Origin of the sequence: Arthrobacter sp. B3I9 (assembly GCF_030816935.1) — a bacterium.
Taxonomy (GTDB): domain Bacteria; phylum Actinomycetota; class Actinomycetes; order Actinomycetales; family Micrococcaceae; genus Arthrobacter.
Window position 1 is genome coordinate 659,366 of sequence record NZ_JAUSYO010000001.1, and the last position, 22,508, is coordinate 681,873.

At 66.8% G+C, this 22,508-nt stretch carries 21 protein-coding genes; 5 read left to right on the top strand and 16 right to left on the bottom strand.

Going from position 1 to position 22,508, the window contains the following annotated elements; genetic code table 11:
- Positions 1-34: 34 nt before the first annotated feature.
- From QFZ65_RS03155 to QFZ65_RS03180, 6 genes are all read right to left on the bottom strand, one after another.
- Positions 35-874: a septum formation family protein gene (locus tag QFZ65_RS03155; protein WP_306908121.1), complete on the bottom strand. Its 840-nt coding sequence runs from the start codon at positions 872-874 to the stop codon at positions 35-37.
- 202 nt (positions 875-1,076) lie between these two features.
- A complete protein-coding gene (locus tag QFZ65_RS03160) occupies positions 1,077-2,303 on the bottom strand; it encodes a glycoside hydrolase family 26 protein (RefSeq protein ID WP_306908122.1) in 1,227 nt (408 codons plus the stop codon).
- Between the two features lie 178 nt (positions 2,304-2,481).
- A complete protein-coding gene (locus QFZ65_RS03165) occupies positions 2,482-3,801 on the bottom strand; it encodes a PP2C family protein-serine/threonine phosphatase (protein ID WP_306908123.1) in 1,320 nt (439 codons plus the stop codon).
- A gap of 87 nt (positions 3,802-3,888) precedes the next feature.
- Positions 3,889-4,317 carry an ATP-binding protein gene (locus tag QFZ65_RS03170; protein WP_306908124.1) on the bottom strand — a complete coding sequence of 143 codons (429 nt, stop codon included), beginning with the start codon at positions 4,315-4,317 and terminating at the stop codon, positions 3,889-3,891.
- Complete coding sequence (locus QFZ65_RS03175; RefSeq protein WP_306908125.1) at positions 4,310-4,642, bottom strand: STAS domain-containing protein; 333 nt, start codon at positions 4,640-4,642, stop codon at positions 4,310-4,312. The genes QFZ65_RS03170 and QFZ65_RS03175 overlap by 8 nt, the downstream gene beginning before the upstream one ends.
- The gene (locus QFZ65_RS03180) at positions 4,632-6,632 is read right to left on the bottom strand and encodes a glycosyltransferase family 2 protein (RefSeq protein WP_306908126.1); all 2,001 of its coding nucleotides are present in this window, start codon (positions 6,630-6,632) and stop codon (positions 4,632-4,634) included. Before QFZ65_RS03180 ends, QFZ65_RS03175 begins: the two co-directional genes overlap by 11 nt.
- A 265-nt stretch (positions 6,633-6,897) precedes the next feature.
- Between QFZ65_RS03180 and QFZ65_RS03185 the strand changes: the two genes are divergently transcribed.
- Both QFZ65_RS03185 and QFZ65_RS03190 read left to right on the top strand, forming a co-directional pair.
- Complete coding sequence (locus QFZ65_RS03185; RefSeq protein ID WP_306908127.1) at positions 6,898-7,131, top strand: DUF3073 domain-containing protein; 234 nt, start codon at positions 6,898-6,900, stop codon at positions 7,129-7,131.
- A 313-nt stretch (positions 7,132-7,444) separates the two neighbouring features.
- A complete protein-coding gene (locus tag QFZ65_RS03190; protein WP_306908128.1) occupies positions 7,445-8,242 on the top strand; it encodes a VOC family protein in 798 nt (265 codons plus the stop codon).
- A 124-nt stretch (positions 8,243-8,366) separates the two neighbouring features.
- Here QFZ65_RS03190 and purM read toward each other — a convergent pair whose 3' ends face one another.
- The 3 genes from purM to QFZ65_RS03205 all read right to left on the bottom strand — a co-directional run bounded on the left by purM (position 8,367) and on the right by QFZ65_RS03205 (position 11,648).
- Complete coding sequence (gene purM / locus QFZ65_RS03195; protein ID WP_306908129.1) at positions 8,367-9,530, bottom strand: phosphoribosylformylglycinamidine cyclo-ligase; 1,164 nt, start codon at positions 9,528-9,530, stop codon at positions 8,367-8,369.
- A complete protein-coding gene (purF, locus tag QFZ65_RS03200; protein ID WP_306908130.1) occupies positions 9,527-11,221 on the bottom strand; it encodes an amidophosphoribosyltransferase in 1,695 nt (564 codons plus the stop codon). The genes purM and purF overlap by 4 nt, the downstream gene beginning before the upstream one ends.
- Positions 11,222-11,288: 67 nt before the next feature.
- The gene (locus tag QFZ65_RS03205) at positions 11,289-11,648 is read right to left on the bottom strand and encodes a hypothetical protein (protein ID WP_306908131.1); all 360 of its coding nucleotides are present in this window, start codon (positions 11,646-11,648) and stop codon (positions 11,289-11,291) included.
- A gap of 124 nt (positions 11,649-11,772) precedes the next feature.
- Here QFZ65_RS03205 and QFZ65_RS03210 point away from each other — a divergent pair, with 124 nt between their 5' ends.
- Entirely contained in the window at positions 11,773-12,621 is an 849-nt protein-coding gene (locus tag QFZ65_RS03210) for a class I SAM-dependent methyltransferase (protein ID WP_306908132.1), read from the top strand.
- Between the two features lie 84 nt (positions 12,622-12,705).
- On the opposite strand, the gene bcp is transcribed toward QFZ65_RS03210, so the two are convergent.
- Positions 12,706-13,185, bottom strand: a complete 480-nt coding sequence (bcp, locus tag QFZ65_RS03215; protein WP_306908133.1) for a thioredoxin-dependent thiol peroxidase — start codon at positions 13,183-13,185, stop codon at positions 12,706-12,708.
- Between the two features lie 150 nt (positions 13,186-13,335).
- Here bcp and QFZ65_RS03220 point away from each other — a divergent pair, with 150 nt between their 5' ends.
- Entirely contained in the window at positions 13,336-13,575 is a 240-nt protein-coding gene (locus tag QFZ65_RS03220; RefSeq protein ID WP_306908134.1) for a hypothetical protein, read from the top strand.
- Between the two features lie 73 nt (positions 13,576-13,648).
- Positions 13,649-14,590: a serine hydrolase gene (locus QFZ65_RS03225; RefSeq protein ID WP_306908135.1), complete on the top strand. Its 942-nt coding sequence runs from the start codon at positions 13,649-13,651 to the stop codon at positions 14,588-14,590.
- A 76-nt stretch (positions 14,591-14,666) separates the two neighbouring features.
- On the opposite strand, the gene QFZ65_RS03230 is transcribed toward QFZ65_RS03225, so the two are convergent.
- The 6 genes from QFZ65_RS03230 to QFZ65_RS03255 all read right to left on the bottom strand — a co-directional run bounded on the left by QFZ65_RS03230 (position 14,667) and on the right by QFZ65_RS03255 (position 22,496).
- Complete coding sequence (locus QFZ65_RS03230) at positions 14,667-15,791, bottom strand: phosphotransferase (protein WP_306908136.1); 1,125 nt, start codon at positions 15,789-15,791, stop codon at positions 14,667-14,669.
- Positions 15,792-15,795: 4 nt separating this feature from the next.
- Positions 15,796-16,926, bottom strand: coding sequence for a phosphotransferase (locus QFZ65_RS03235; protein WP_306908137.1), 1,131 nt, complete (start codon positions 16,924-16,926; stop codon positions 15,796-15,798).
- Between the two features lie 81 nt (positions 16,927-17,007).
- Entirely contained in the window at positions 17,008-18,729 is a 1,722-nt protein-coding gene (locus tag QFZ65_RS03240) for an ABC transporter ATP-binding protein (protein WP_306908138.1), read from the bottom strand.
- A gap of 161 nt (positions 18,730-18,890) precedes the next feature.
- Positions 18,891-20,069 carry a glycosyltransferase family 4 protein gene (locus tag QFZ65_RS03245; RefSeq protein WP_306908139.1) on the bottom strand — a complete coding sequence of 393 codons (1,179 nt, stop codon included), beginning with the start codon at positions 20,067-20,069 and terminating at the stop codon, positions 18,891-18,893.
- Positions 20,066-21,286, bottom strand: a complete 1,221-nt coding sequence (locus QFZ65_RS03250; RefSeq protein ID WP_306908140.1) for a glycosyltransferase — start codon at positions 21,284-21,286, stop codon at positions 20,066-20,068. Before QFZ65_RS03250 ends, QFZ65_RS03245 begins: the two co-directional genes overlap by 4 nt.
- On the bottom strand, positions 21,273-22,496 hold the full coding sequence (locus QFZ65_RS03255; RefSeq protein ID WP_306908141.1) for a glycosyltransferase family protein: 1,224 nt from the start codon (positions 22,494-22,496) through the stop codon (positions 21,273-21,275). The genes QFZ65_RS03250 and QFZ65_RS03255 overlap by 14 nt, the downstream gene beginning before the upstream one ends.
- Positions 22,497-22,508: the final 12 nt, after the last annotated feature.

The following is a 22,508-nucleotide window of genomic DNA, read 5'->3' on the forward strand; positions in this document are numbered from 1 at the left end:
CTCCTTCGTGTTTGTCCGATTGCGTCTGCAGGGGCTACGGCAGCAGGGATTCCTGGATCACGTTGCCCGTACCCACCACGGCATAGCAGTCCACCCGGCGGTCGCCCTTTTCCCAGCTGGGGGAGCTCGGATAAGCGAGCTTGTAACTGAGGTCGTAGTCGCCGGCCTTGGCCACCAGGGGAGCGGCCTTGCAGGCATCGCGGGCCCGCTGCTTCAGTGCGTCCCGGCCCGGGTAGGCGTCCGCGGCGGCGTACTGCTCGACGGCGACAAGCTGGGCTGAGTGGCCTGTGCCGCAGTCCACCACGGTCGACTGCGGCGCGTCGGGGTCAAAGTCCTCAAGGCAATCGCCCAACCGGAAATCCAGCGGGGCGACGTCTTTGAGCGGAAGCGGTCCCCGGCCGGCGGGAGCCGACGGTGAGGTTGCCGCCGCGCGCGAGCTGTCCGCTTCTGACGATTTGGGGCCGCCCAGCGTGGAGGCAAGCAACCAGACGAGAAGCCCGACGACGACGAGCACGACTGCCGCCGCTCCCATCCGTGGGAGCCGCTGCTGCCGGACCCACCGGCCCAGCCTGGCGGCGTTCGCCGACACCTGCTTCGTTGCGCGGGCCACTGCGGTGCTCGCGGCGGCCGGGGCGGCCGGAGTCGCGGGCGGGACGGTCGGCTCAACGGGCGGTGCAGCCGGAGTCGCGGGCGGGACGGTCGGCTCAACGGGCGGTGCAGCCGGAGTCGCGGGCGGGACGATCGGCGTCGCTGAGGTGGGCGGCGTCGACGGCTTGGGCGGAACGGCCACGGGCGTGGACAGCCCTCCGGCACCTCCGGCAGGGGGAACTCCAGGCGTGCCGGCAGTGCCGGGCCTTGCGTTCTCTTCGGTCACTGAGAATTCACCGCTTTCCTGCGTCTTTTGCCGCGGCGAAGGCCCGGCGTTGTGGTGCTTCCTGAAAGTCCACCCCGAAACTCTATCCAAGAAACCTGCCGGGACTGTATTCCGCCGATCCTTGACGAGTACCGGCACGCGGAAGTGCGCCGCGGGCCCCGCAAGGGCCGGCACCGGGAAGCAGGCAGGCTGCGGTACGTTCCTACCGTGGCCTGCCCGCTAACGCAGCCCGCAGGGCGTCAGCCGATGATCCGCTGCTGTTGATCCGCCAGTCTGTTTCCTTGTTGAAGTTGAACCACGTGACTGCGCTGACGTCGCCCTGGGCCGCGAGGTAGCTGATCAGGGAAGCGTTCCACTCGGCCTTGGATCCGCCCTGCTCTGCCGAAGACGTTTCAGCGATGAGGATCTGCTTTCCGGGAGCCAGGCTGCGGAGCTGTGCCAGTCCTTCCCCGAAGAGCTGGGGAGGGGACACCCAGGCGCTGGTGGCGGAAGCTCCCCAGTTATAACCGTCCAGCGCCACCGCATCCACGTAGGACGGTCCGGGATACAGGGCGCCGAGCTCGGTGGACCCCCAGTAGGGGACATTGGGGTTCCAGACCCAGGTGATATTAGACGCACCGGTGGACCCGATCACATCATGCACGTGGCGCCAGGCGGCCACGAAGTCGCCCGGTCCGTTGGAGTTGAGCTGCTCCGACCACGGATACCAGTTGCCGTTCATCTCGTGGCCGAACCGCAGCATCACGGGATGGCCCCAGCCCCTCAGTGCTTGTCCCCATTGCTGCAGGTAGGGATCGTAGTCTCCGGCGGTGATCCGGTCCAGGGAGTAGGCAGGCTGGGAGGCGCCGCCGCCCCAGGTCCATGGCTCCCAGGTCAGCAGGACCACGGCTCCGCGGGCCCGGGCTGCGTCCAGCTCAGCCAGCGGAGGAGGCTGCTGAAAGTCCTTGTACGAGAGGATGATCGAAGGCGCCTCGTTGACCAGGGCCGTGACTTCGTCGAGTTCGGCCGCCGCCAAGGGACCCCCAGGAGTACCGACGCCAAAGCGCAGTGGGGCGGTGTCCGGTCCTGCGGGGGCGGGTGCTGGCTGGGCGGGGGAGCTGGTGGTGTACGTGAACTGGGCTGCAGCTTTGGACGTGGCCGCGACCGCCTGCACGGACAGCGTGGGACCCGCAGCGGCTGGAATTACGACGTCGACGGCGAAGAATCCGGAGGCACTGGCCGTGAATGCCGCACTCGCGGTTCCCGCTTTGACAGTGCCGGCACTTTTCTTGGGGAATCCGGTCCCCGTCACTTTGACCGTCGTGCCCGCCGGTCCGGAGTTGGGGCTGAGGCTGATGGAAGCGGCCGCGCCTTCCGATGCGGCAGTGCCCGTCGTCAGACAACCGGCCAGCAAGGCCAGAACACACAGTGACAACCTCAACAGCTTCATGAAACCTCCGCGGGGGATAGCCGGCGGCCTTGGCCCCGAGGGCCCCGGACTGCACGGCAACCAGCAAGGTGGCTTGTTCCACCTCCTTCAAGTGTCCGGCAAGAGCAGATTCCGCGAAGCCGATAGGGCCGAGGTCGGGCGCAGGATCAGCGCAGGATTGTTGCAGGGCGCGTGACAGCTACCCGGCCGGGGCCATCACGGGGGACTCTCGGGCGGAATTCTTCACGCTTCCGAGTACGCCCTGCTGGGCGTCCCGGCGAACGGCGAGGATGGTTACGTCGTCCGGGTTTGCCCGTCGGGAGGCGCGTTTGCGCACTGCGTTTACGAGTTCCTTGGCCGAGCCGGCGGCCGTGGCGAGCCGGGCAATCTCGTCGATCGCGCGCAGGGTGCCGTCGTAAAGGTCCAGCACGCCGTCGCTAAAACTGACGATCATGTCGCCCGGGCCAAGGTGGACTTCGAAAGAGCTCCACGTCGCTTCCGGGAGGAGGCCGACGGGTAGTTCCCGGGAGGCAAGCCGCTCCCAGGAGCCGTCCGCCCGGACGAGGAGTGTAAGGCCGTGGCCCGCGTCCGAAAACAATACGCGTCCGTCGGAGGCGCGAAGCCTCGCGTGGAAAAGGGTGGCGAAGGCTGCCGCTTGACTGAGTTCTGTGGCAAGGCAGTCCGAGGTCAGTGCCAGGGCCGTGACGGGGTCTTCGCTCTTCCTAGCACTGCGGATAACTGCTCGCGTCGTCGCGGCGATCATGCCCGCACCGGCGCCCTTGCCCATCACATCACCGAGGGTGAAGCCCAGGCCGCCCTCGATGGGGTACCAGTCAAAAAAGTCGCCGCCCACAGCTTTCGAAGGCCTGCACGCACCGGCCGTTTCGTAACCGGGAAGCGGCGCTGCCTCTTTTGGCAGAAGGAAACGCTGGATTTGAGCGGCACGGCTCAGTTCCTCACCGGCCGCCGCGGCCTGCTCACGGGCTGCTCCCAAACGCCGTCGTGCCCGCGAAGCAAGATTGTTAACAACCCAGCCTGTAACTGCAAAAATGATTGTGCTGTAGAGGCCGCGCAGCAGTTCATTGGGATTGTCCTGCGTCTGTGCGCCGAGGGCGAAGGGCACCAGGATAGCAACGGCGGCCCCCAGGGCGCCGTAAAGGACGTAACGGCGTCCCTCCAGTGCGGCAAACCAAAGGACGGGCAGGAGCACGAGGGAAGCATAGATCGAATGGCTCTCGCCGGTGACGTGGCGCAGGCAGCCGGCGGCGAGGAAATCCAAGGCCGGGACAATGGTGGCGAATTTCAGCAGGGAGGCCCGGCTGAGGACCGCAGCCAGCAGGGTCGCCGCGACGATCAGGGCGCAGCCAAGGACCAGCGCCGGCCCGAAACTGACCGTCAGGGTTGAAATGGAACTGCTCATGACCAGCGCTGCGGCGAAGAGAGCGAAGATTGGCACTTGCTTCAGCAGTGGCGAGACTTCGTCGACTCCCGCCAGCCCTTCACCCGGGTTGAACGTCATTGCCCTGAGGACCTTTCATAGCTGTTCATTTCGTCATCGGTCCCCACGGAAGTCCTGCAGCGGCCGTCGCCGCTCTTCCTCCCGGGGTCACTCAGGGTGGGAATCCCGCGACAGAACCCACGTGTTGGTCCCGTCCTGGCGGAGAAAGGTCACCGTGGTGACGAGGGCCCGGATGAGCGCCAGCCCCCGCCCGGACTCAGCGTCTTCGTCCGGCATCTCGGGTTCCGGGTTCCCGAGGTGCGGGTCGGTAGCGCCGAAGGCACTGACTTTGGCCCGCAGGCTCTCCTCCCGGACGCAGATGTCAACGCCCAGGTCAACGGGATCAGCAGTTTCCGGGACGGCGTGCTGGACGACGTTGCACGCTGCTTCAACGACCGCCGTGGCAAAGGTCATGCGGTCAATCTCCGGAACGAAGGACGCGTCCTCCCACAGGGAGTCCAGGTGGACGTGCACCGATTCGATAGCTTCCGGCGTAGCCCTCTCCCGGAAGCGGCGGCTGGCTAAAACGTCACCCATTAGTAAAGGCCTCTGCGGCAGAAGCGTAAGACGTGAGCACCCGGTCCATGCTGGTCAATTCAAGGACCATCTTCACCTGGGGCTGCACACCCGCAATCCGCAGGTCGCCGCCGGCCTGCCGGGCAGCCTTGAGGCACCCGATCAGGGCGCCGAGCCCTGAGGAGTCCATGAAAGCCGTATCACTGAGGTTCACCACGATCCTGTTGGACCCGGCGGCTACCACCTCGGCCACAAATTCTCGTAGTTTTGGTGCGGAGACCATGTTGAGGCGCCCTGCTGCCGAAATTTCGGCGTATGAATCCTTGATCTCGTAACTAAGCTCCACTGTGTTTCCTCTCTTCGGCATAACGGTCGTCGGTCAGCAGGGGGCCGGCTTCGGAGGCTGGTCCAGAGGGCTGGAACCCTTGGTACAGGACGGCCCGGACGAGGATGCTCATGACCACGATGTCGAACACCACCCAGATGACGTTGACCAGCGTACCGATCGGTTCGGACAAACCGGTGGCAAGGCGCGCGATTCCCACGACAGCGGCGACCACGAGGAGAACAGTCACGATGAGCTGGGGCCGGATCAGGCTCCAACGGGGGCCGCCCGCCTGGCGGTCCTTTGGCGTGACTGCGAAGCCCAGGGGGCGCCCGAACCAGACGTTGCTGGCCGCCGTCGTACAGGCTTTGATCCAGGTCGGAAACAGGGCAAGGCTGTATTGCTGGCCACGCCAGGTGGGTATGCCCCGGCCGGCGACAGCGAACAGCAGCTGGTTGACGATCATGAAGGGGATGAAACGGATGAAGAAATCCGAACTTAAGCTGCTGACCGGAAGGATGCCCAGCAGGAGGTAGACGATCGGCGCCGCAAAGTAGATCACGGCGGCGAAGCCGCTCAAGTACGTCCACATCGTGCCGAAGTACATCAACCGCTGGCCAAGCTTGAGACCGCGCTGCACCAGCGGGTTCTCCCGCAACAGGACCTGCATGGTTCCCTGTGCCCATCGAAGGCGTTGTGTCAGCATGGTCGCAATGTCTTCGGGGGCCAGCCCGTAGGCGAGGATCTCATGGTGGTAGACGCTCTGCCAGCCGAGAGCGTGCAGCCGCATGGAGGTCGCCATGTCTTCCGTCACCGAGATCGTGGCCAGCGGCATCACTGGCTGCGCTTCATCCGCCCGCTCCACCGAGAGGGCATCAAGCACCGCCTGCACCGATTCCATTGCCCCCAAGGGGGACCAGTCCCGGGCGGACATCCGGTGCACGGCGTCATCGGCGACCACGGGGACGCCTGCGTCGCCGAGGTGGGCGAGTTCCATGGCAGCGATCTCCTCGAGATCGGCCTGCAGGGCCGAAACGTCAGCCTGGACCAGGGTCTGGACAGCCTGGTCCACCTTCCGGCGGACCCGGTAGGTGATTTCGCTTATCGCTTGCCCATCGTCCAGCTGTTGCCGGGCGTCCTCGATTGCTGCCTCCACTTCGGCAAGCATCTGAAGTACCAGCGGCGAGTCGGCGTCAGCAGACTTGCGGGCCCGCCGCAGGGCCGAGCGGGACGCGGCCAACGCCCGCCGGACACCTTTTTCGGTTTCCCTGACGTAGCCAACGAGGCCCAGTTGCATGAGAGCTTCGCGCCGGAGCAGGGCATTCGAGCCGCAGAAGAAGGCAGCGTTCCAGCCGTCCTTGCCCTGCTGGATCGGGCCGTAGAACAGCGGTGCCTGGCTGCCGAGGAGATCTGCCGCGGGCACGTTGCTGAAATACTGCGGCGTCTGCACCAGCGCGACGCGCCTGTTGTTGAAGTACCCCAGCGTCTTTTCCAGGATGTCCGGTTCGGGTATCTGATCGGCGTCGAGAATCAGCAGGAATTCGCCGTGCGTGACCATCAGGGCATTGTTAAGGTTGCCGGCCTTGGCGTGCCGGGGCATGTCCGTCCAGTCCTCGCCGCGGGTCACATAGCCCAGCCCATGCTCGGCGGCGAGGTCGCGCAGTTCGCTCCGTGCGCCGTCGTCGAGGATCCAGGTGCTGTGCGGGTGCCGGATCGCCTTGGCAGCCAGGGCGGTTTTCATCACCAGGTCCAGCGGCTCGTTGTAGGTCGCTATGAAGACGTCCACGGTCGCGTCGGCGGGCGCCGCGGGAGGCGGCGTCCGGATCTTCTGCCGCCACACCGTCAGGCCAAACAACAGCACGTCGACCAGGCTGTACGTTTCCGCCGCCACCAGCGGCACGGCGATCCACCAGGCGTCCCAGTTCAACGACGCCAGCCAGCGCCACCCCACGTAGTTCACGCCTAGGATCGCCGTGAGCACGACCGCCAGCCGTGTGCAAAACATTTTCATACCGTCACCTTAAAGTGCGGGAGTGCGGACCTATGAATTTGTCCATTTGTTGGCAGTCCGAGGCCTTCCGTGGCGGGTGATTCCGCGGGCGGCGTCCAGCGGCCTGTGCCAGGGCGGCGCCGTACTGTCCACAGCAGCGGTGCCGGCGAGCAGTCGGGGCCGAAAGCATGTAATCTAGGTGTACGACAAATTGACCAAACATTCCGGGGCCTCACTAACGCCAATGGTGACCACCTCCGGTCCGAGTACAAAAGGGGGTCACGCCATGGGGCGCGGCCGTCAAAAGGCAAAAGCTACCAAGCAGGCTCGGGACATTAAGTACTATTCCCCGAACACTGATTACTCTGCGCTTCAGCGTGAGCTCAAGAGCTCGGAGGTCCGTGCACCGAGTCGCTTCTCGAGCGAGCCGGTGGAGCCGGATTATTCGGCCTACGTGGATAAGTACGCGGACGATGTGGAAGATGACGACGACGAGGTTAACTCCCGTCGCATAGGTTAGTCGACGCTTCTTTCCGGCACCCTGACCCGTTTCAGGTTGCCGACCAACTGATTTCCAGGCCCGCGGGCCGCGCCCTCCTGAGGCGTGGCCGGCGGGCCTTTCCTGTGCCCCGGTGCACCTCGCAGTCCACGTCACACGGCCGCTAAGACGGTTCCGGACCCACTCGACACACAGGGCACGAACGTCTACTAGCGCGCAGGGAACCGTCGAAGCGGCGGAGGAGTTGGGCCGCATGTTGTCCCCGTCCCCGTAGCCGGACTAGGTTGATTCTGCCGGCCTGTCCGGCGTCGAACGTCTTCCCGGAAGGAACACCATGACCAAGCGCACGGGCTTTTCTGAGGGCGAGGTCTGCTGGACGGACCTGCAGACCGGCGACGTAGAGGCAGCCAAGGCCTTCTATGCCGAAGTCTTCGGCTGGCGGTACGAGGACCTGCCGACGCCGGACGGCCGCAGCTACGCCCAGGCTTTCCTCGGTGACGACCTGGTGAGCGTCATCGCGCCGCAGAACCCGCAGCAGCAAGCCGCCGGAGCCCCCGGCCAATGGAACGTGTACTTCGCAACCGACGACGCGCGTGACCTTGCCGACAGCCTCACCCACTCGAACGGCACACTGGAGTTCGGTCCCGAGGCCGTGGGCGACACGGGCGTGATGGTCTTCTTCGCCCCGCCCGGCGGTGGCACCACCGGTTCCTGGGAGGCGGGGACCCACTTCGGGACCGCCCGGACCGAGGAGCCCGGGGCCCTGACCTGGGCGGAGCTGCTCACCCCGGAACCGCAGGCCGCCGTCGGATTCTTCCAGCAGCTGTTCCGCCATGAGGTCACCGAATACCCGCAGGACGACGGCGGGAGCTACACCACGCTGATGGTGGACGGCGCCGAGGTGGCCGGCATCGCCACGGTGCCCTCCGACGCCGAAGGAACCCTTACGCCCGGCTGGCAGGTGTACTTCGGCGTCGCCAGCGTCGCGGGCGCGGTGGCGGCGGCGGTGGCCGCGGGCGGCGTCGTGCTGATCGAACCCGACGAGGCCGAGGGAGGCGAGGCCGAGGAAGCCGGCACCATCGCCACGCTCCAAGACCCGCAGGGCGGCGTGTTCAGCGTGCTCGAGGTCTAAACCAAATCGAGTGCTCCCCGCCGGCCCCCTCGCCTCGCAAGCTCGGCCAGGGAACCCTGCCGGCGTGGGCCCAAACTGCCGTTATGAGGGCTCAAAACGGCCGTTACGGAGCACTCGATGGGGGTTAGGCGTAGGCGTTGACCAGGCGGACGGCGCCGCCGTCGACGCCCTTGGCGCCCTGTACGTAGTCCGGGCCGGTCTTGAGGATCGCGTCGGAGTTTTCCTCCACCGTTCCCATGATCCAGGCGGGCAGGCCGCGGTCGTTCAGGCGGTTCACCGCGGCGTCGGCGACGTCGGCGGAGACGATCGCCACCATGCCCACGCCCAGGTTCAGCGTGCGCTCGAGGTCGGCCAGGGGTACGTTGCCGAGCTCGGCGACGAGCTTGAAGATGGCCGGCAGTTCCCAGGTGGCGCGGTCGACCGTGGCGACCAGGCCCTGGGGCAGGACGCGCGCCAGGTTGGCGGCAAGCCCGCCGCCGGTGACGTGGCTGAAGCCGTGGACGCCGTGGGCCGAGTTCACCGGGAAGGTGCGGGCCAGGTCCAGGCAGTCGGCGGCGTAGACGCGGGTCGGTTCCAGGAGTTCCTCGCCGAGGGTACGGCCGAGTTCGGAGACCTGGCGGTCGAGGGCCCAGCCGGCGTGGTTAATCACGCGGCGGACCAGGGAGTAGCCGTTGGAGTGCAGGCCGGAGGATGCCATGCCGATCACCACGTCGCCGGCGCGGACGCGGTCCGGGCCCAGCAGTTGGTCCGCCTCGATCACGCCGGTGGCGGCGCCCGCGACGTCGTACTCGTGCTCGCCCAGCAGGCCCGGGTGTTCGGCCGTTTCGCCGCCCACGAGGGCGGTTCCGGCGACCGAGCAGGCGGCCGCGATGCCGCGGACAATGTCCGCAATGCGCTCGGGCACCACCTTGCCGCAGGCGATGTAGTCGGTCATGTAGAGCGGTTCGGCGCCAACCACGACGATGTCGTCCACCACCATGCCGACGAGGTCGAACCCGATGGTGTCGTGGATGTCCATGGCCTGCGCGATGGCCACCTTGGTGCCGACGCCGTCGGTGCTGGTGGCCAGCAGCGGGCGCTTGTAGGTGAGCAGCTTCGAGACATCGTAGAGGCCCGCGAAGCCGCCGACGCCGCCGATCACCGAGGCGTTGTGCGTCGCCTTGACCGCGCCCTTCATGAGTTCGACGGCGCGGTCGCCGGCTTCGACGTCGACGCCCGCGGAGGCATACGTGATCCCGGCGGAGTTCTGGGCAGCGTTCATGTCAGCGGCCGGTGAGGCGGAAGTCATACGGGCTCTTTCTTTTCGGCGCCGGGGTTGGTGGCTTCGTGGTGAATCTCGGGCACAAGGTCAGCTTCGGTGAGCAGCTCTTCGAACTCGGAGTCCGGTCCTGGGTCGCAGCCCGTGGCGCCGGCCTTCTCGGCCGGATCGACCTGGGGCGAGATGGCGGTGTCGCGAGCGGCATCGACGGCTACGGGGGCGCCCAGAGGGGCAGGAGTTCCGGGAAGGCCGCCGAGGTCCGTGCGCTCCAGCAGGTTCTTGCCCAGCTTGTCCGCGGCCGGCAGTTCGATCGGGTACTTGCCGGTGAAGCAGGCGGTGCAGAGCCGTGCGCGCGGCTGCCGGGTGGCCTCGATCATCCCGTCTTCGGAGATATAGGCGAGCGAATCGGCGCCGATGGCCTGGGTGATTTCATCAATGGTGGCGCCGTTGGCGATCAGCTCCGCACGGGAAGCAAAGTCGATGCCGTAGAAGCAGGGCCACTTGACCGGCGGAGAGGAAATCTTGATGTGCACACTCGCCGCGCCCGCTTCCCGCAGCATCCGCACGATGGCGCGCTGGGTGTTGCCGCGGACGATCGAGTCGTCCACAACGACAACACGCTTGCCGCGGATTACCGATTCCAGCGCGTTGAGCTTTAGCCGGATGCCCAGCTGCCGCAGCGTCTGGGAGGGCTGGATGAACGTACGTCCCACGTAGGAGTTCTTGACGAAACCGTGCGCGAAGGGGATGCCGGATTCCTCGGCGTAGCCCACGGCCGCGGGGGTGCCGGATTCCGGCACCGGGATCACGATGTCTGCTTCCTGGGTGTTCTCGCGGGCCAGCTGGCGGCCCATTTCGACGCGGGATTCGTACACGGAGCGGCCGGCGATGGAGGCGTCCGGGCGGGCGAGGTAGACGTATTCGAAAACGCAGCCCGCGGGCGTCGCTTCCGCGAAGCGCTGCGAACGGACGCCGTCCTCGTCGATCGCGATGAACTCGCCCGGTTCGATCTCACGGATGAAGCTGGCGCCGACGGTGGCCAGGGCGGACTGCTCGGACGCGACCACCCAGCCGCGTTCCAGCCGGCCCAGGCAGAGCGGGCGGATGCCGTAGGTGTCGCGGGCAGCGTAGAGGGTGCCTTCATCCATGAAGACGAAGCAGAAGCCGCCCTTGATCTTGGGCAGCAGCTCCATGGCGGTCTCTTCGAGGGACTTGCCCTCCTCGCCTTCCAGCAGGGCGGTGACCAGGGCGGTGTCCGAGGTGTTGCCCTGCTTCATTTCGCCGCTGAGCTGGCCGCCGCTGCGTTCCTCGATCATGGCTTTGAGTTCGGCGGTGTTGGTCAGGTTGCCGTTGTGGGCGAGGGCCACCGTGCCGGTCGCCGTCGCGCCCAGAGTGGGCTGGGCGTTCGCCCAATGGCTGGCGCCGGTGGTGGAATAGCGGCAATGGCCGACGGCCAGGTGCCCGGTCAGGGTGTTCAGCGTGGTCTCGTCGAAAACCTGGGACACGAGTCCCATGTCCTTGTAGACGTTGATCCGCTTGCCGTCGCTGGTCGCTATGCCAGCGGACTCCTGACCGCGGTGCTGCAGTGCATACAGCCCGTAATAGGTGAGTTTTGCTACCTCTTCGCCGGGAGCCCAGACCCCGAAGACGCCGCAAGCGTCCTGGGGGCCCTTTTCGCCGGGAAGAAGGTCATGAGAAAGTTTTCCATCGCCGCGTGCCACTGGTCGATTATCTCACGTTGAACGCCAGGACTTCTCCGGGCCCCGGTTTGTGACCTGTAGGGCGGGATCAGGACCGGGGTCCGCTGCCCGTTCCGCCGTCGAACGCGCCGCCGTTTTCCGTCCCCGTTTCGGGCACGCTGTCCTCAACGGGCTCGACGACGGCGTGCTCCGCTCGGCGGATGCTGAGGCGGTCCAGCACCAGGGCGACGACGGCGCCCAGGACTGCGCCGCCGGCGGCGCAGGGGACCAGGAAGAAGCCGAAAACCGTGGCGGCGTCGTAGCTCTCATTGCCCGGGACCGCGTAGGCGAGGATGGCCGCGACGGCGAAGCCCAGCAGTGCGCCCAGGATCAGGAACGGCACATATTTCGGCGCCCGCCGGACGGTGACTTTGCGCCGCCCGGACGCGGGAGATTCTGGGGAAGACATGGCATTAACCCTACTGCCCCGGCTGCCTGCCCCGTGCCGCTGTGCGAAGTCATTGATCAGCCCACGGGAGGGGCGCACACTAAGGTCTGGGGGCCGACAGGTAGGGACAAGCTTAGGAATTGACATGTCAGCCTCCGCCGACGCGATCCGTGACCAGCAGCGCATCATCTGGGACGAGTTCTCCGCCGGATGGAGGAAATGGGACGCCGAACTTCTCGGCTGGCAGGGGCCGTTCGGCGACGCCTTGATTCAGGAAGCGGAGCTGCGGCCGGATGCTGCTGTGCTGGATGTCGCGGCCGGTTCGGGTGAGCCGGGACTGACCGCGGCCCGTCGGGTACCGGGCGGCACCGTGGTGATGACGGACATCTCCGAAGGAATGCTGCGGGTTGCCCACGAGAAGGCATCGGCCGCCGGCCTGGACAATGTGCGCTTCGTCGTTTGCGACGCGGCCGCCCTGCCGTTCGAGGACCGCACCTTCGACGCTGAGTTCTGCCGGTTCGGCTTCATGTTGTTTCCGGAGATCTCGGCGGCGGTGCGCGAGATGGTGCGCACGGCCAAGCCCGGGGCCCGGATCAGCGCCGCCGTCTGGAGCAGGGCGGCCGAGAATCCCTGGGCCAGCCTCATTCTGGGAACACTCGCCCGGCACACCGAGCTGCCGCTGCCGCCGGCCAACACGCCAGGGTTGTTTCGCTGCGCCGCTCCCGGCTCCATGGCCCAGCGGTTCAAGGACGCGGGCCTCACCGAAGTCACGGAGCGGAAGGTCAGCGCCGAGCTGGTGCACGGGACGCCCGAGGAGTACTGGGAATTCATGACGGAAATCGCCACCACGGTTTCCATGCGGCTGGCCCGGGCTGACAGGACATCGCGGGAGCTGATCCGCGCCGACGTGTTCGAGCTGCTGGGGCGCTATGAGCACGACGGCGCCATCCGGCTGCGGTCCACGGCGACAGTCGTGGCGGGGACACGCGTATAGCCCCTGCGCGGGCCGGAACGTACCCCGCGTCCTCACGCCGGAGTCATCGGACCCGCGCCGTCAGCGATGACGGGGCGGAAACGGCTAGACGCCGAGTTCTTCCTTGAGCGCGGCGACATGGCCCTGGGCCTTGACCTGGTACTGCGCGAGCTTCACCTTGCCTTCGGGGTCGAGGACAACAGTGGAGCGGACGATGCCCTCGGTAATCTCGCCCTTGACCAGCTTCTCGCCCCAGGCGCCGTAGGCGAGGGCCACCGCGTGGTCCTCATCGGCGAGCAGCGGGAAGGTGAGGTCGAAGTCGCCGGTGAACTCGGCGAGGGCCGACGGCGCATCCGGGGAGATCCCCAGGACCTCATACCCGGACCCCTGCAGGGAAGAGAGGCTGTCGCGGAAGTCGCAGGCTTCGGTGGTGCAACCCGGCGTCGCGGCCTGCGGGTAGAAGTACACAATGACGTTCTTGCCCCGGTAGTCGGCGAGCGATACCGACCGGCCCTCGGCGTCAGGCAGGGTGAAGTCCGGCGCGGGGGTGCCGGGCTGGAGCTTGACGGTGACATTCTGGCTCATGGAGTTCCTTCGGCAGATGGGTTGCGGTCTGAGGTGGACAACGCCACGGGCCATCAGTGTATTCCGCCGTGGGTGCGCGGCCCGGGGCGCACCCGGCCGGTTCAGGCTACTGTGGAAAGTGGTCCCGTTCCCTCCGCGAAAGGAAGTCCCATGAGTGATCCGCAGGCAAGCAGCAACGATCCGGCTGAGCTGCGCGGGCCGGGCGACCCGGACGCCGTCGAAACCCCGCACCCCGAAGGCGAGACGGCCCAGGCCGGGAACATCCGGGAGGAGCAGCTGACCCACGCTGCGGGGACCGTTCCCGCCGCTTATGTCGGATCAGGGGATCCAGAGGCGAAGGACAAACCGGAAGAGGCGGCCGGGGCCGGCATGTGGGACGAAGACGCCTGAAAACGCGTCCGGGCCGCTGGTGACAGCGTGTTCATAGCCCGGGCACAGGCTGGCTGGCTAACGTGGAACCACCATGGACGAACGCGCACCGCACCTATCAAGCCCTTATCAGGGCCGCCACTTCCGCCGCGCCCGCCGCTTTCCTGGCATCCGGGCCTCCCTGCTGGCGCTGGGCGCCGCGGTCCTGGCGGTGGCGGTCGCCGCAGGCGTCCACTCTGCCGCCGAAGCCCGCCCGGCAAGGGGCCCGGTACCGGCCGCTGCGGCCGCCGCGGCTGCGACCAAGGGAACACCCGGCCCGGCGGCGTTGAACGGAACTGCGTCCGGCGGCGTTGACGCCCAGCTGGACGCGGAGATCAAGCGCATTATCGATGACAACGGCGACTACCAAATCGGCGTCGCGCTCCTTGACCTCTCGGGTGGGCCGGTCCACGGATACGGCGTTGAGGACCCATTCGTAGCCGCCAGCACGGCGAAGGTCTTGGCGGCGGAGGCGTACTACAGTCTGGTCGAATCGGGCGAGGCCTCCCTGGACGATCCCATGGGGGACTACACGGCGGGGTTTCAGCTCAAGGAGATGATCCAGCAAAGCGACAACGACTCCTGGTCGCTGATCATGGATGCCGTGGGCCACGCGGCGTTGGCGGACTATGCGGCCTCGATGGGCGTGGACTATGACCCCGAGTCGAACGCCCTGACCCCCGCGGGGATGGCCCGGATCCTGGCCGGCCTGTATACCGGGGAGCTGCTGGACGCGCAGGACACCGCCGAGCTCTTGTCCTACATGCAGGACACCAACTACGAGGCGCTCATCCCGGCCGCGGTTCCGGCCGGTGTCACCGTCTTCCAGAAGTACGGCCTGCTCGGCGGGGAACTGCACGACGCGGCGATCCTCGAGAAGGACGGGACCGCGTATGCCTTTGTCGTCTTCACCAAGGGCGACGACCTGGCCTCGGTGCCGGCACGCACTGAAGTCATCCACCAGCTCACGGAGGCCGTGACAGACGCCTTGTTCTAGGCCACTCGGGACGCGTCACCGGTAAGGCTCTGCCCGTGGAGTTGCCTGCCCAGTAGCGGCGGCTGCCGGCCCATGGTCAGTTTCGGGATCCAAAGTAGCGGCTGGTGGCGGTCGGCATGGTGGACTTATGATGCTTCACGCGTTCCTCAAGAACACGGGTCGCCAGCCATCCCGAAGGGAGCGAAGAACAGGCGAAGCGCAGCCACCGGGCGTCCCCGTAGGCTATGAACCGGTCCGGGCTCACCTGCAACTGTTCGGCGACGGCCATCACCTCCGTGTGGGCCTTGAGGTATCGCGACGGCGTCAAGTTGTTGCGACGCAGGCGCCGCTCCAGATGGAAATCCAGGTATGCGAGGTCACGCGCCGCCTCTGCCTGGGCTGCATCGTCGAAGTCAAGCAGCCCGAAAGGGGATCCGTCGTCGGCGCTGGCGATGATCTGCCGGTCATGCAGGTCTCCATGGGACCACACCAGCGGGTCCGGTGCCGTCCCAAGCAAGTTCGTGGTCACCTGCTCTGCCATGGCCACCAGGATGTCGCGTCGGGTGGACAGTGCCGGAACCTTTTCTGAATGCTGGAGCCAACGTTTCACCCAACGGGCCGCGGACTTGGCTTCCACCTCCGGTGAATGGACCGGCAGCGCGCTTAGAACGGTTTGTCTGCTCGGGTCAGACGTCGAGCTCAGCTGGGCGACCCACGCGCGGGACCACTTTTCCCAGACGGCGGCGAACTCTTTGTCCCCGATCGTGGTGTAGTCCTCGCCGATTTCGCCCAGCGTCCGTCCGGGGAGTGCGCTGAGAACGAGGGTGTCCGGGGAGCTCTGGATCACCTCGGGTGCCGTAAAGGCGCCGGTGTCCAGCAGGATGTCCATCTGGGCGCAGCGCGCAGCGGGGATGACGGCGCTGCCTGGCCGGAAGATCTTGATGTAACGGCCTTCGGCCCTGATGATCGCCCGCGTGTGGGGCCAATGGGAGATGATTTCTCCGAGCTGCCTTTCCGTCCGAAGGGCCGGCAGCTCCGGGTCATCCTCGGGCAGGAGCTCAAAGTGGCCTTGGTTCAGCTGGGCTCCCCGGACGCCCGGCCATCCTGCGGTTTGGACCTCCAGCAGGTATTTTCCGGGTTGTCTGTCGCGCCACGCTTTGTGGACGCGCCACGCGGTGCCAGCGTCGTCGGTGTAATTCCAAAGCGGCAGGTGTCCGGTCATGCGATCAGCTCCAAAAACCGGCTGGCTGGCTGCCCGTCAGATTCGAGGATCCAAAGGGCTGTGGGCGTTGTGCTCGCTCCTCGAGAACGCCGGTTGCCAGGGTTGAGCGCGCGGGGAGCGAGGAACATGCCAGTCGGATCCAGCTGGCGTCGGAATAGGCGTCGAACCGTCCCTGGCTGACCTGCAGCTGTTCTGCAGCCCGCATCACCGCGGTGTGGGCCACGGCGTAACGCTCCGGGGTCAGGGTGCTCTGCCGCAGGCGCAGTTCCAAGTGGACGTCCAAGTTGGCCAGATCACGCGCAGCCTCGCCCTGGGCCGCGTCGTCAAAGTCAAGCAGGCCAAACGGCGGCCCTCCGTCGCGGACGATGACCTGCATGTCGTGGAGATCCCCGTGGTTCCACACCATCGGGTCCGGCGCAGCCTGGAGCAGGTTCGTTATTATGCGGTCTGCGCTGGCGCGCAAGGCCTCCCGTTGGGACGCCAGTGCCGGTACACGCTCGGCGTGGTGGAGCCAACGCTTCAGCCACCTGGCCACGACAGCGACTTCCTCCTCCGGTGAATGGACCGGAAGGGTGCTGAGGACCTTGCGCCGGGTTGCGTCGGAGGCGGCGGTCAGTTGCGCCACCCACGCCCGGGACCATGCCGTCCACGTGGCGGCGAAGGCCTTTTCGTCGACAGTGCTGTGGTTTTCGCCAATTTCGCGCAACGTCGGTCCGGGGAGGGCCCGGAAGACCAGGGTGTCGGGGGAGTGGTGCAGGATCGCGGGCGCCGTGAAGGCGCCGGCGTCCAGCAGCAGGTCCATCTGGGCGCAGCGTTCCGCGGGGACGTCGGCGCTGCCAGGCTGGAAGACCTTGATGTAGCGGCCGTCCGCCCGGATGATGGCCCGCATATAAGGACGGTAAGCAATGACCTCCCCGTGCTCCCTTTCGGCCCGGAGGGCCGGCAGCTCCGGGTCGTCATCAGGTAGGAGCCTAAACCGACCGTGGCTGATCTGGGCTCCTCGGACCCCGGGCTGCCCGGGAGCGAGGACCTCCAGAACATAGTCCGAGGGTTTCTTGTCGTGCCAGGCACGGTGGACGTGCCACGCGATGCCGGCGTCATCGGTGTAAGTGGGAAGAGGCGGATGCCATCCCATGCGATCAGCTCCCAAGCTTGGCGGTTGTGCCATTGGGTGTCGGCCGGCCGGTCGTTAGCCGCAGGTCCCGCAGCACGCTGCTCATGTTGGCACCTCGAACAGCTCATCCGGTTGCTTGGCCCGCTGCCGTCGGACCCACCCGGAGAACCGCGAGCCGGGATCGGCCAGCAGTAACTGCGGCGGCCCGTCTTCGACAATCTCGCCGTCTTCGAGCCAGATCACCCGGTCGCATGACTGCGCAGAGTTGATGTCGTGGGTGATCGTTATAGAGGTGCGCCCCTCAGTGAGTTGATCGAGGGCGCTGAGCACCGAATCGCGGGAGGCAGGGTCTAGGCCCGAGGTGGCCTCGTCCAGAATCACCACCGGTGCCTTCCGAAGCATGGCGCGGGCGACGGCCAGCCGCTGGCGCTGGCCCCCGGACAGGTCGTTGGCGGACTCGCCGAGGACTGTGTCGTAGCCTTCAGGCAGGGCACGGATGAAACTGTCGGCCTGGGCGAGGACGGCAACGGCCTCGATTTCCTCGTCGGTGGCGTCGAGACGGCCGAACCGGATGTTTTCCCGCACCGTGGTGCCGAACAGGACGGAATCCTGGAGCAGGATTGAGACGTGTGATCGGACCGAAGCGATCGTCACGTCCCGCAGGTCCTTGCCGCCGAGGCTGACGCTCCCCTTCCCTGGGTCCACCATCCGAAGGACCATGCTGGCCAAGGTCGATTTTCCGGCGCCCGAGGGCCCAAGCAAGGCGCAGTGCTGCCCCGCCGGTATGGTCAGGTTGATCCCCTTTAGCACGGTGGTTCCGTCGATGTGTCCGGCCCAGACGTCGTCAAAGACGATGTCCGGATGCGGGCAGTCCAGGGCAACGGCGTGGGGTGCTTCGGGCAGGTCGCTCTGGGCCTCTAGAAGGTCGGCTACCCGTTCTCCGGAGGCGGTCGCGCGGGCTACCCGGCTGGTGTAGCGGGCCACATCCTTCAGCGGCCTCATTCCGGTCTTGAGGTAGAAGAGGAAAACAACGAGATCCCCAGGCGTCATTGCCTGCTGCATCACCCGCCACCCGCCGGCGGCCAGGACGGCCGCCGTCGCGATCCCTATCAGGACATCGGTTTTCCGCTGGAGGCTGGCGGCCAGCCGGAGTGCGACGACGCCGGAACCCAGGGCGGCCTGGTTGCTCTTGCGGAACCCGGAGCTGATGGTGTCTTCAAGCCCGTACGCCTGAACTTCCCGCATGGCTCCCAGGGTCTGTGCGGCGGTGGTTGCCAGGGCACTCTCTCCTTTGCGTGACTTGCGGGCCGCCGAGGTGATGGAGCCGGAGCTCTTACGGGACAGCAGGACGAAAATGCCGATGGCAAGGAGAGTCACGAGGGCGATCAAGGGATCGAGCCAGATCATAAGGAATGACATGGCAATCAGGGACACGGTGTTGCCGATGAGAGGCAGTCCTGCGGTGACGGCTACTTCCTGCAGCCGCGATACGTCTCCCACCAGACGCTGTACCGTATCGCCCGTTGAGGCATGGCTGTGGTGCCGCATGGACAGGCTCTGCACATGGCGGAAGGTCCGGGCGCGCAGCTCGGAGGAAATCCGGGTGCCCACGAGGGCAAACGAAATTGCCGAAAAATAGCCTGCGATGGCCCGGATAACACTGATGAGCACCACGGCGCCGGCGCAAAGAAGTAGGAGCTCGGGGCTCGCCTGCACACTGAACGGGGTCTTGCGCACGGTGGCCCCGAGTGAGTGTGAGACGGCATCGAGGACGACCTTCACGGGCCACGGCTCAAGAAGCCTGAGGAGAACTTCGGCGGCCATGGTGATAAAGCCCCACGTGATGAGCGCCCTGTGCCCGTGCAGATGGGGACGGACACAACGCAAAGTCCGCCGCAGCGGTGATGGTGCTGCTGGCGTCTTGACCGGGGACCTTCGCCAGAAGGTCCGCCACCTCCGTCGCGGTGACTGCTGGGCTGGTGTGCTCATTGGGCGGCCAACCTCCGAACGGGTGGCAGTGAGTGGGTGATGCGCGTGAGCACACCGTCCCAGCTGAAGCGCTGCACGGCTTCTGCCCGTGCCGCAGCCCCGAGCCGTTCCCGCAGGTCGGAATCCTGGGCGAGCCGGGCGAGGGCCTCAGCTACCGCGGCAGGCTCCCCGGGTGGCACGAGGAGGCCGGTACGCCCGTGCTCCAGGATGGAAGGGATCTGACCCACGGCGCTCGCGATGATCGGTAGCGCTGCCGCCATGTATTCGTAGACCTTCAGCGGAGAGAAGTAATCGGCCTGTCCTTCGATCTCAGCCGGGTAGGGGGCAGCGGCGGCATCGGCGGCGTCCAGCAGCCCCGGCACGGAGTCGGGCGGCACGGCACCGGTGAATTCGGCCTCCACGCCGAGACCGACGGCGAGCAGTTCGAGGTCCTCCCGGACAGGGCCGTCACCGACCACGAGCACACGCCAGCAGCGTGCGGGGTCCGGTGTCTGGGCGTTGGCCAGAGCAACACCGTGCAGCAGCCCAGGCACACCGTGCCAGGGCTTGAGCGTGCCGACAAAGGCAACTGTAAGGCGGTCCGGGTTGCGCCTGCCGGGCCGGCGGGGCGTGATCCGGCGGACGTTGACGCCGTTGGGCACCAACACCGTCCGGGCGGTTGGAACCCGCTCCCGCACCCAACGGACCACCGGTTCCGAGACGCAGGCGACGACGTCCGCCGTTCCGGCATTGCGCCGCAGTACGGTTTCGGCTTTCCTTACGTCCACCAGCTGGCGGTACCGCTGCTGCTCCTCGATCAGCGGGGCGTTGACTTCGAGCACCGACGGGATATCCAGCACGGGGGCAAGAACAGACAGGGCCGGACTAAATAGCGAGTAGCGTTCGTACACTAGGCCGCAACCGCGATGGAGCACGTCGTCCACTAGGGCAAGTGCGGCGTCCTCGATGGCTTGTTCGCGGGCCGCCCCAACGGGGGTTGAGGTCGGTCGGACTTCCACGACGTCCAGATCAACCAGATCGGCAGGGATGTCGGTGCCGCGGTGGGTGCAGTAGACGGTAACGTCGGAGCCGGTGCCGCGCCACGCCCGGACGATCTCCTGGACATGGACCGAGGAGCCCTTGGTGCCGAAGACAGGCACTCCCGGGTCGGCGCAGAGATAGGCTACGCGCGTCATGCGACTTGCCTCTCCGGGCGGGAGAGGGCGCGGAGCAGCCCGGCCTGGCGGCGGACGTCGTAGTCCTCCTCGACCAGTGCACGGGCGCTGCGGGCCAAGGCAGCCCGGTCCGTGCCGGGGGAAGCGAGCGTGTGGACAGCGCGGGCCAGCGCGTGGGGATTCCCCGGCCGGACCAGGACACCGGTGGAGCCGTTGCGGATGGCTTCTGGGATCCCGGTGACCGAGGTGCTGACGCAGGGGACTCCGGTGGCCATGGCTTCGAGCAGAACAGTGGGCATGCCGTCAGCGTTGCCGTCGGCGCCCACCACGCACGGGGCCACGAACACATCGGCCGAGTCGAGCAGTTCGTGGATCTGGTCCTGGGTCTGGGGCCCGAGCAGGCGGACGGTGTCCTGCAACCGAAGCTGCCGGATACTTGCCTCCAGCTCCTCGGCCAAAATGCCGGTGCCTGCGATGCGCAGCTCCAGCTTGATGCCCTCGTCCCGTAATTCGGCGGCAGCCGGCAGCAGATGCTGGAACCCTTTCTTTTCCACCAGCCGACCCACCGCGGCGAGGCGCAACGTCGTATCGAGCGGTCGCGGGTCGCGGTACGGGAAGCGCTCCAGCTCCAGTCCGTTGCGGACCAAATGCAGCCGCGAGGTGGCGGCCGGGAAGCGGCGGCGAAGGTAGCGCAGGTTGAACCGGCTGATGGTCACGGCGTGGTGGGCCTGTTGGAGCTTCAGCTGGAGGTCATCGTCACGGACCGACTCGTGGAAGATATCCACGGCATGGGCAGTGAAGGAGAAGGGGATGCCTGTCATCGCCGAGGCAAGCCGTGCCACCGTAGTGGCGCCGGAGGCGAAGTGGACGTGCATGTGCCGAATGTTCCGGCCCTGAAGGACGGTGGCCAGATTAATGGCCTGGACGGCGTCGTCGGCTGTGGCGGCGGCGAGTTGGCTAAGATTCCGGCCAATGGCGGGCGTAAGTCCGGCCGCGACCGCGGTCTGCAGGCTCTCCCACAGGGCCACGGTCTTGATGGGCCGGTCGATGTAGGTCACCGGTGCCTGGACCCGGGCCAGTTCGGCGTGGAACCGGGCATCGGTGGTAGGCCGCAGGGAGAAGATCTCGATCCGGTCCCCGGCGGCTTCACGTGCCAGGATCTCGGAGACAATGAACGTCTCCGAGAACCGCGGATACATCTTGAGGACGTACGCCGTCCCCGGTTCAGACGGCAACACGGGCGGCACTTCCTTTCGCAGCTGCAGGGACCTCAAGCGCGCTTACTGCCGCTTCGTCTGCGGCGATACCGGCAGCCACGGCAGGCCCAAGCAGCCCAGCTGCCAGCTGCGGTACGCGGATCAGCCCGTCCAGGACCGCCCGCCGGCGGTCCACGGTGGTGCCGCGCCGCGTGTCGAGCCACTCGGCTAGGATCTCCGGGGTCAGCGTGCTGATCTCGTGCTGTTCCAAATAGCCGGCCGTGGCGAGGGAGTTGGCCCGGATGCGCTGTTCAGCGCGCGACTCCGTGCGCGGGACTATGAGGGCGGGGACGCTGGTGCTCATGATCTCGCACACGGTGTTGTATCCCCCCATCGCCACTACGGCGGCCGCATGGCGGAGGTGGAAGACGACGTCGTCCAGTGCCGGAACTACCTTCACACCGGGGCGCGCGTGGCGAACGAGGTCCTCGTACTCCTTTGTGGGCATCTGGGGACCGGCTACGACGAGGTGGCCCAGCCCGGCCGGGAGCGGGGCCGCGACGGCGATGCGGGCCAGGGCATGGCCGTCCGAACCGCCGCCCACCGTGGTCATCACATACGGGCCGTCCATGCAGCTCGTACCGGAGACCGAAGGACGCCCGGCGGCGAGGTAGCCGGTGTAGCGGATGAGCTTGCGGAGTGAGAACGGGATCTCGCCGGACGCCACCGGGTCGTGGACGGCAGGGTCGCCGTAGACCCAGATCGCATCGAAAAGGGACTTGACCATCCGCGCTCCACCGAACCGGGCCCACTCGCTGAAGGCGGGGCCCGGGGCGTCCAAGACTTCACGCAGGCCCAGCACCACGCGCACGGGACCAGCGGCACGGGCATGCCGCAGGGCGCCCTCCAGTTCCCGGTGGACGCCGGTGGCGTGGCGGTCCACAATCACCAGGTCGGGGCGGAAGCCAGCCAGCACTCCCTGTAACAGCCGCGAACGTAGGGACACGAGCTGGTCCATGGGCAGGCTGAGATTGCGTGGCAGGTAGCCCGCCGGGCTCTTCCCAATTCCGGGAAGCAACACCCAGTCCCAGCCTTCCGGTGCAGGGAAGCCGGGGGCGTGCGAGGTTCCGGTGATGAGGATACCGGTGACGGGGCGGCCGGTCAGCCCTGGGAGCTGGTTGGCGAGCGCGTGTGCCAGCACTAGATTCCGGCGCACGTGGCCCAGGCCCACTGAGTCGTGTGAGTAAAACACTATCCGCAGTGG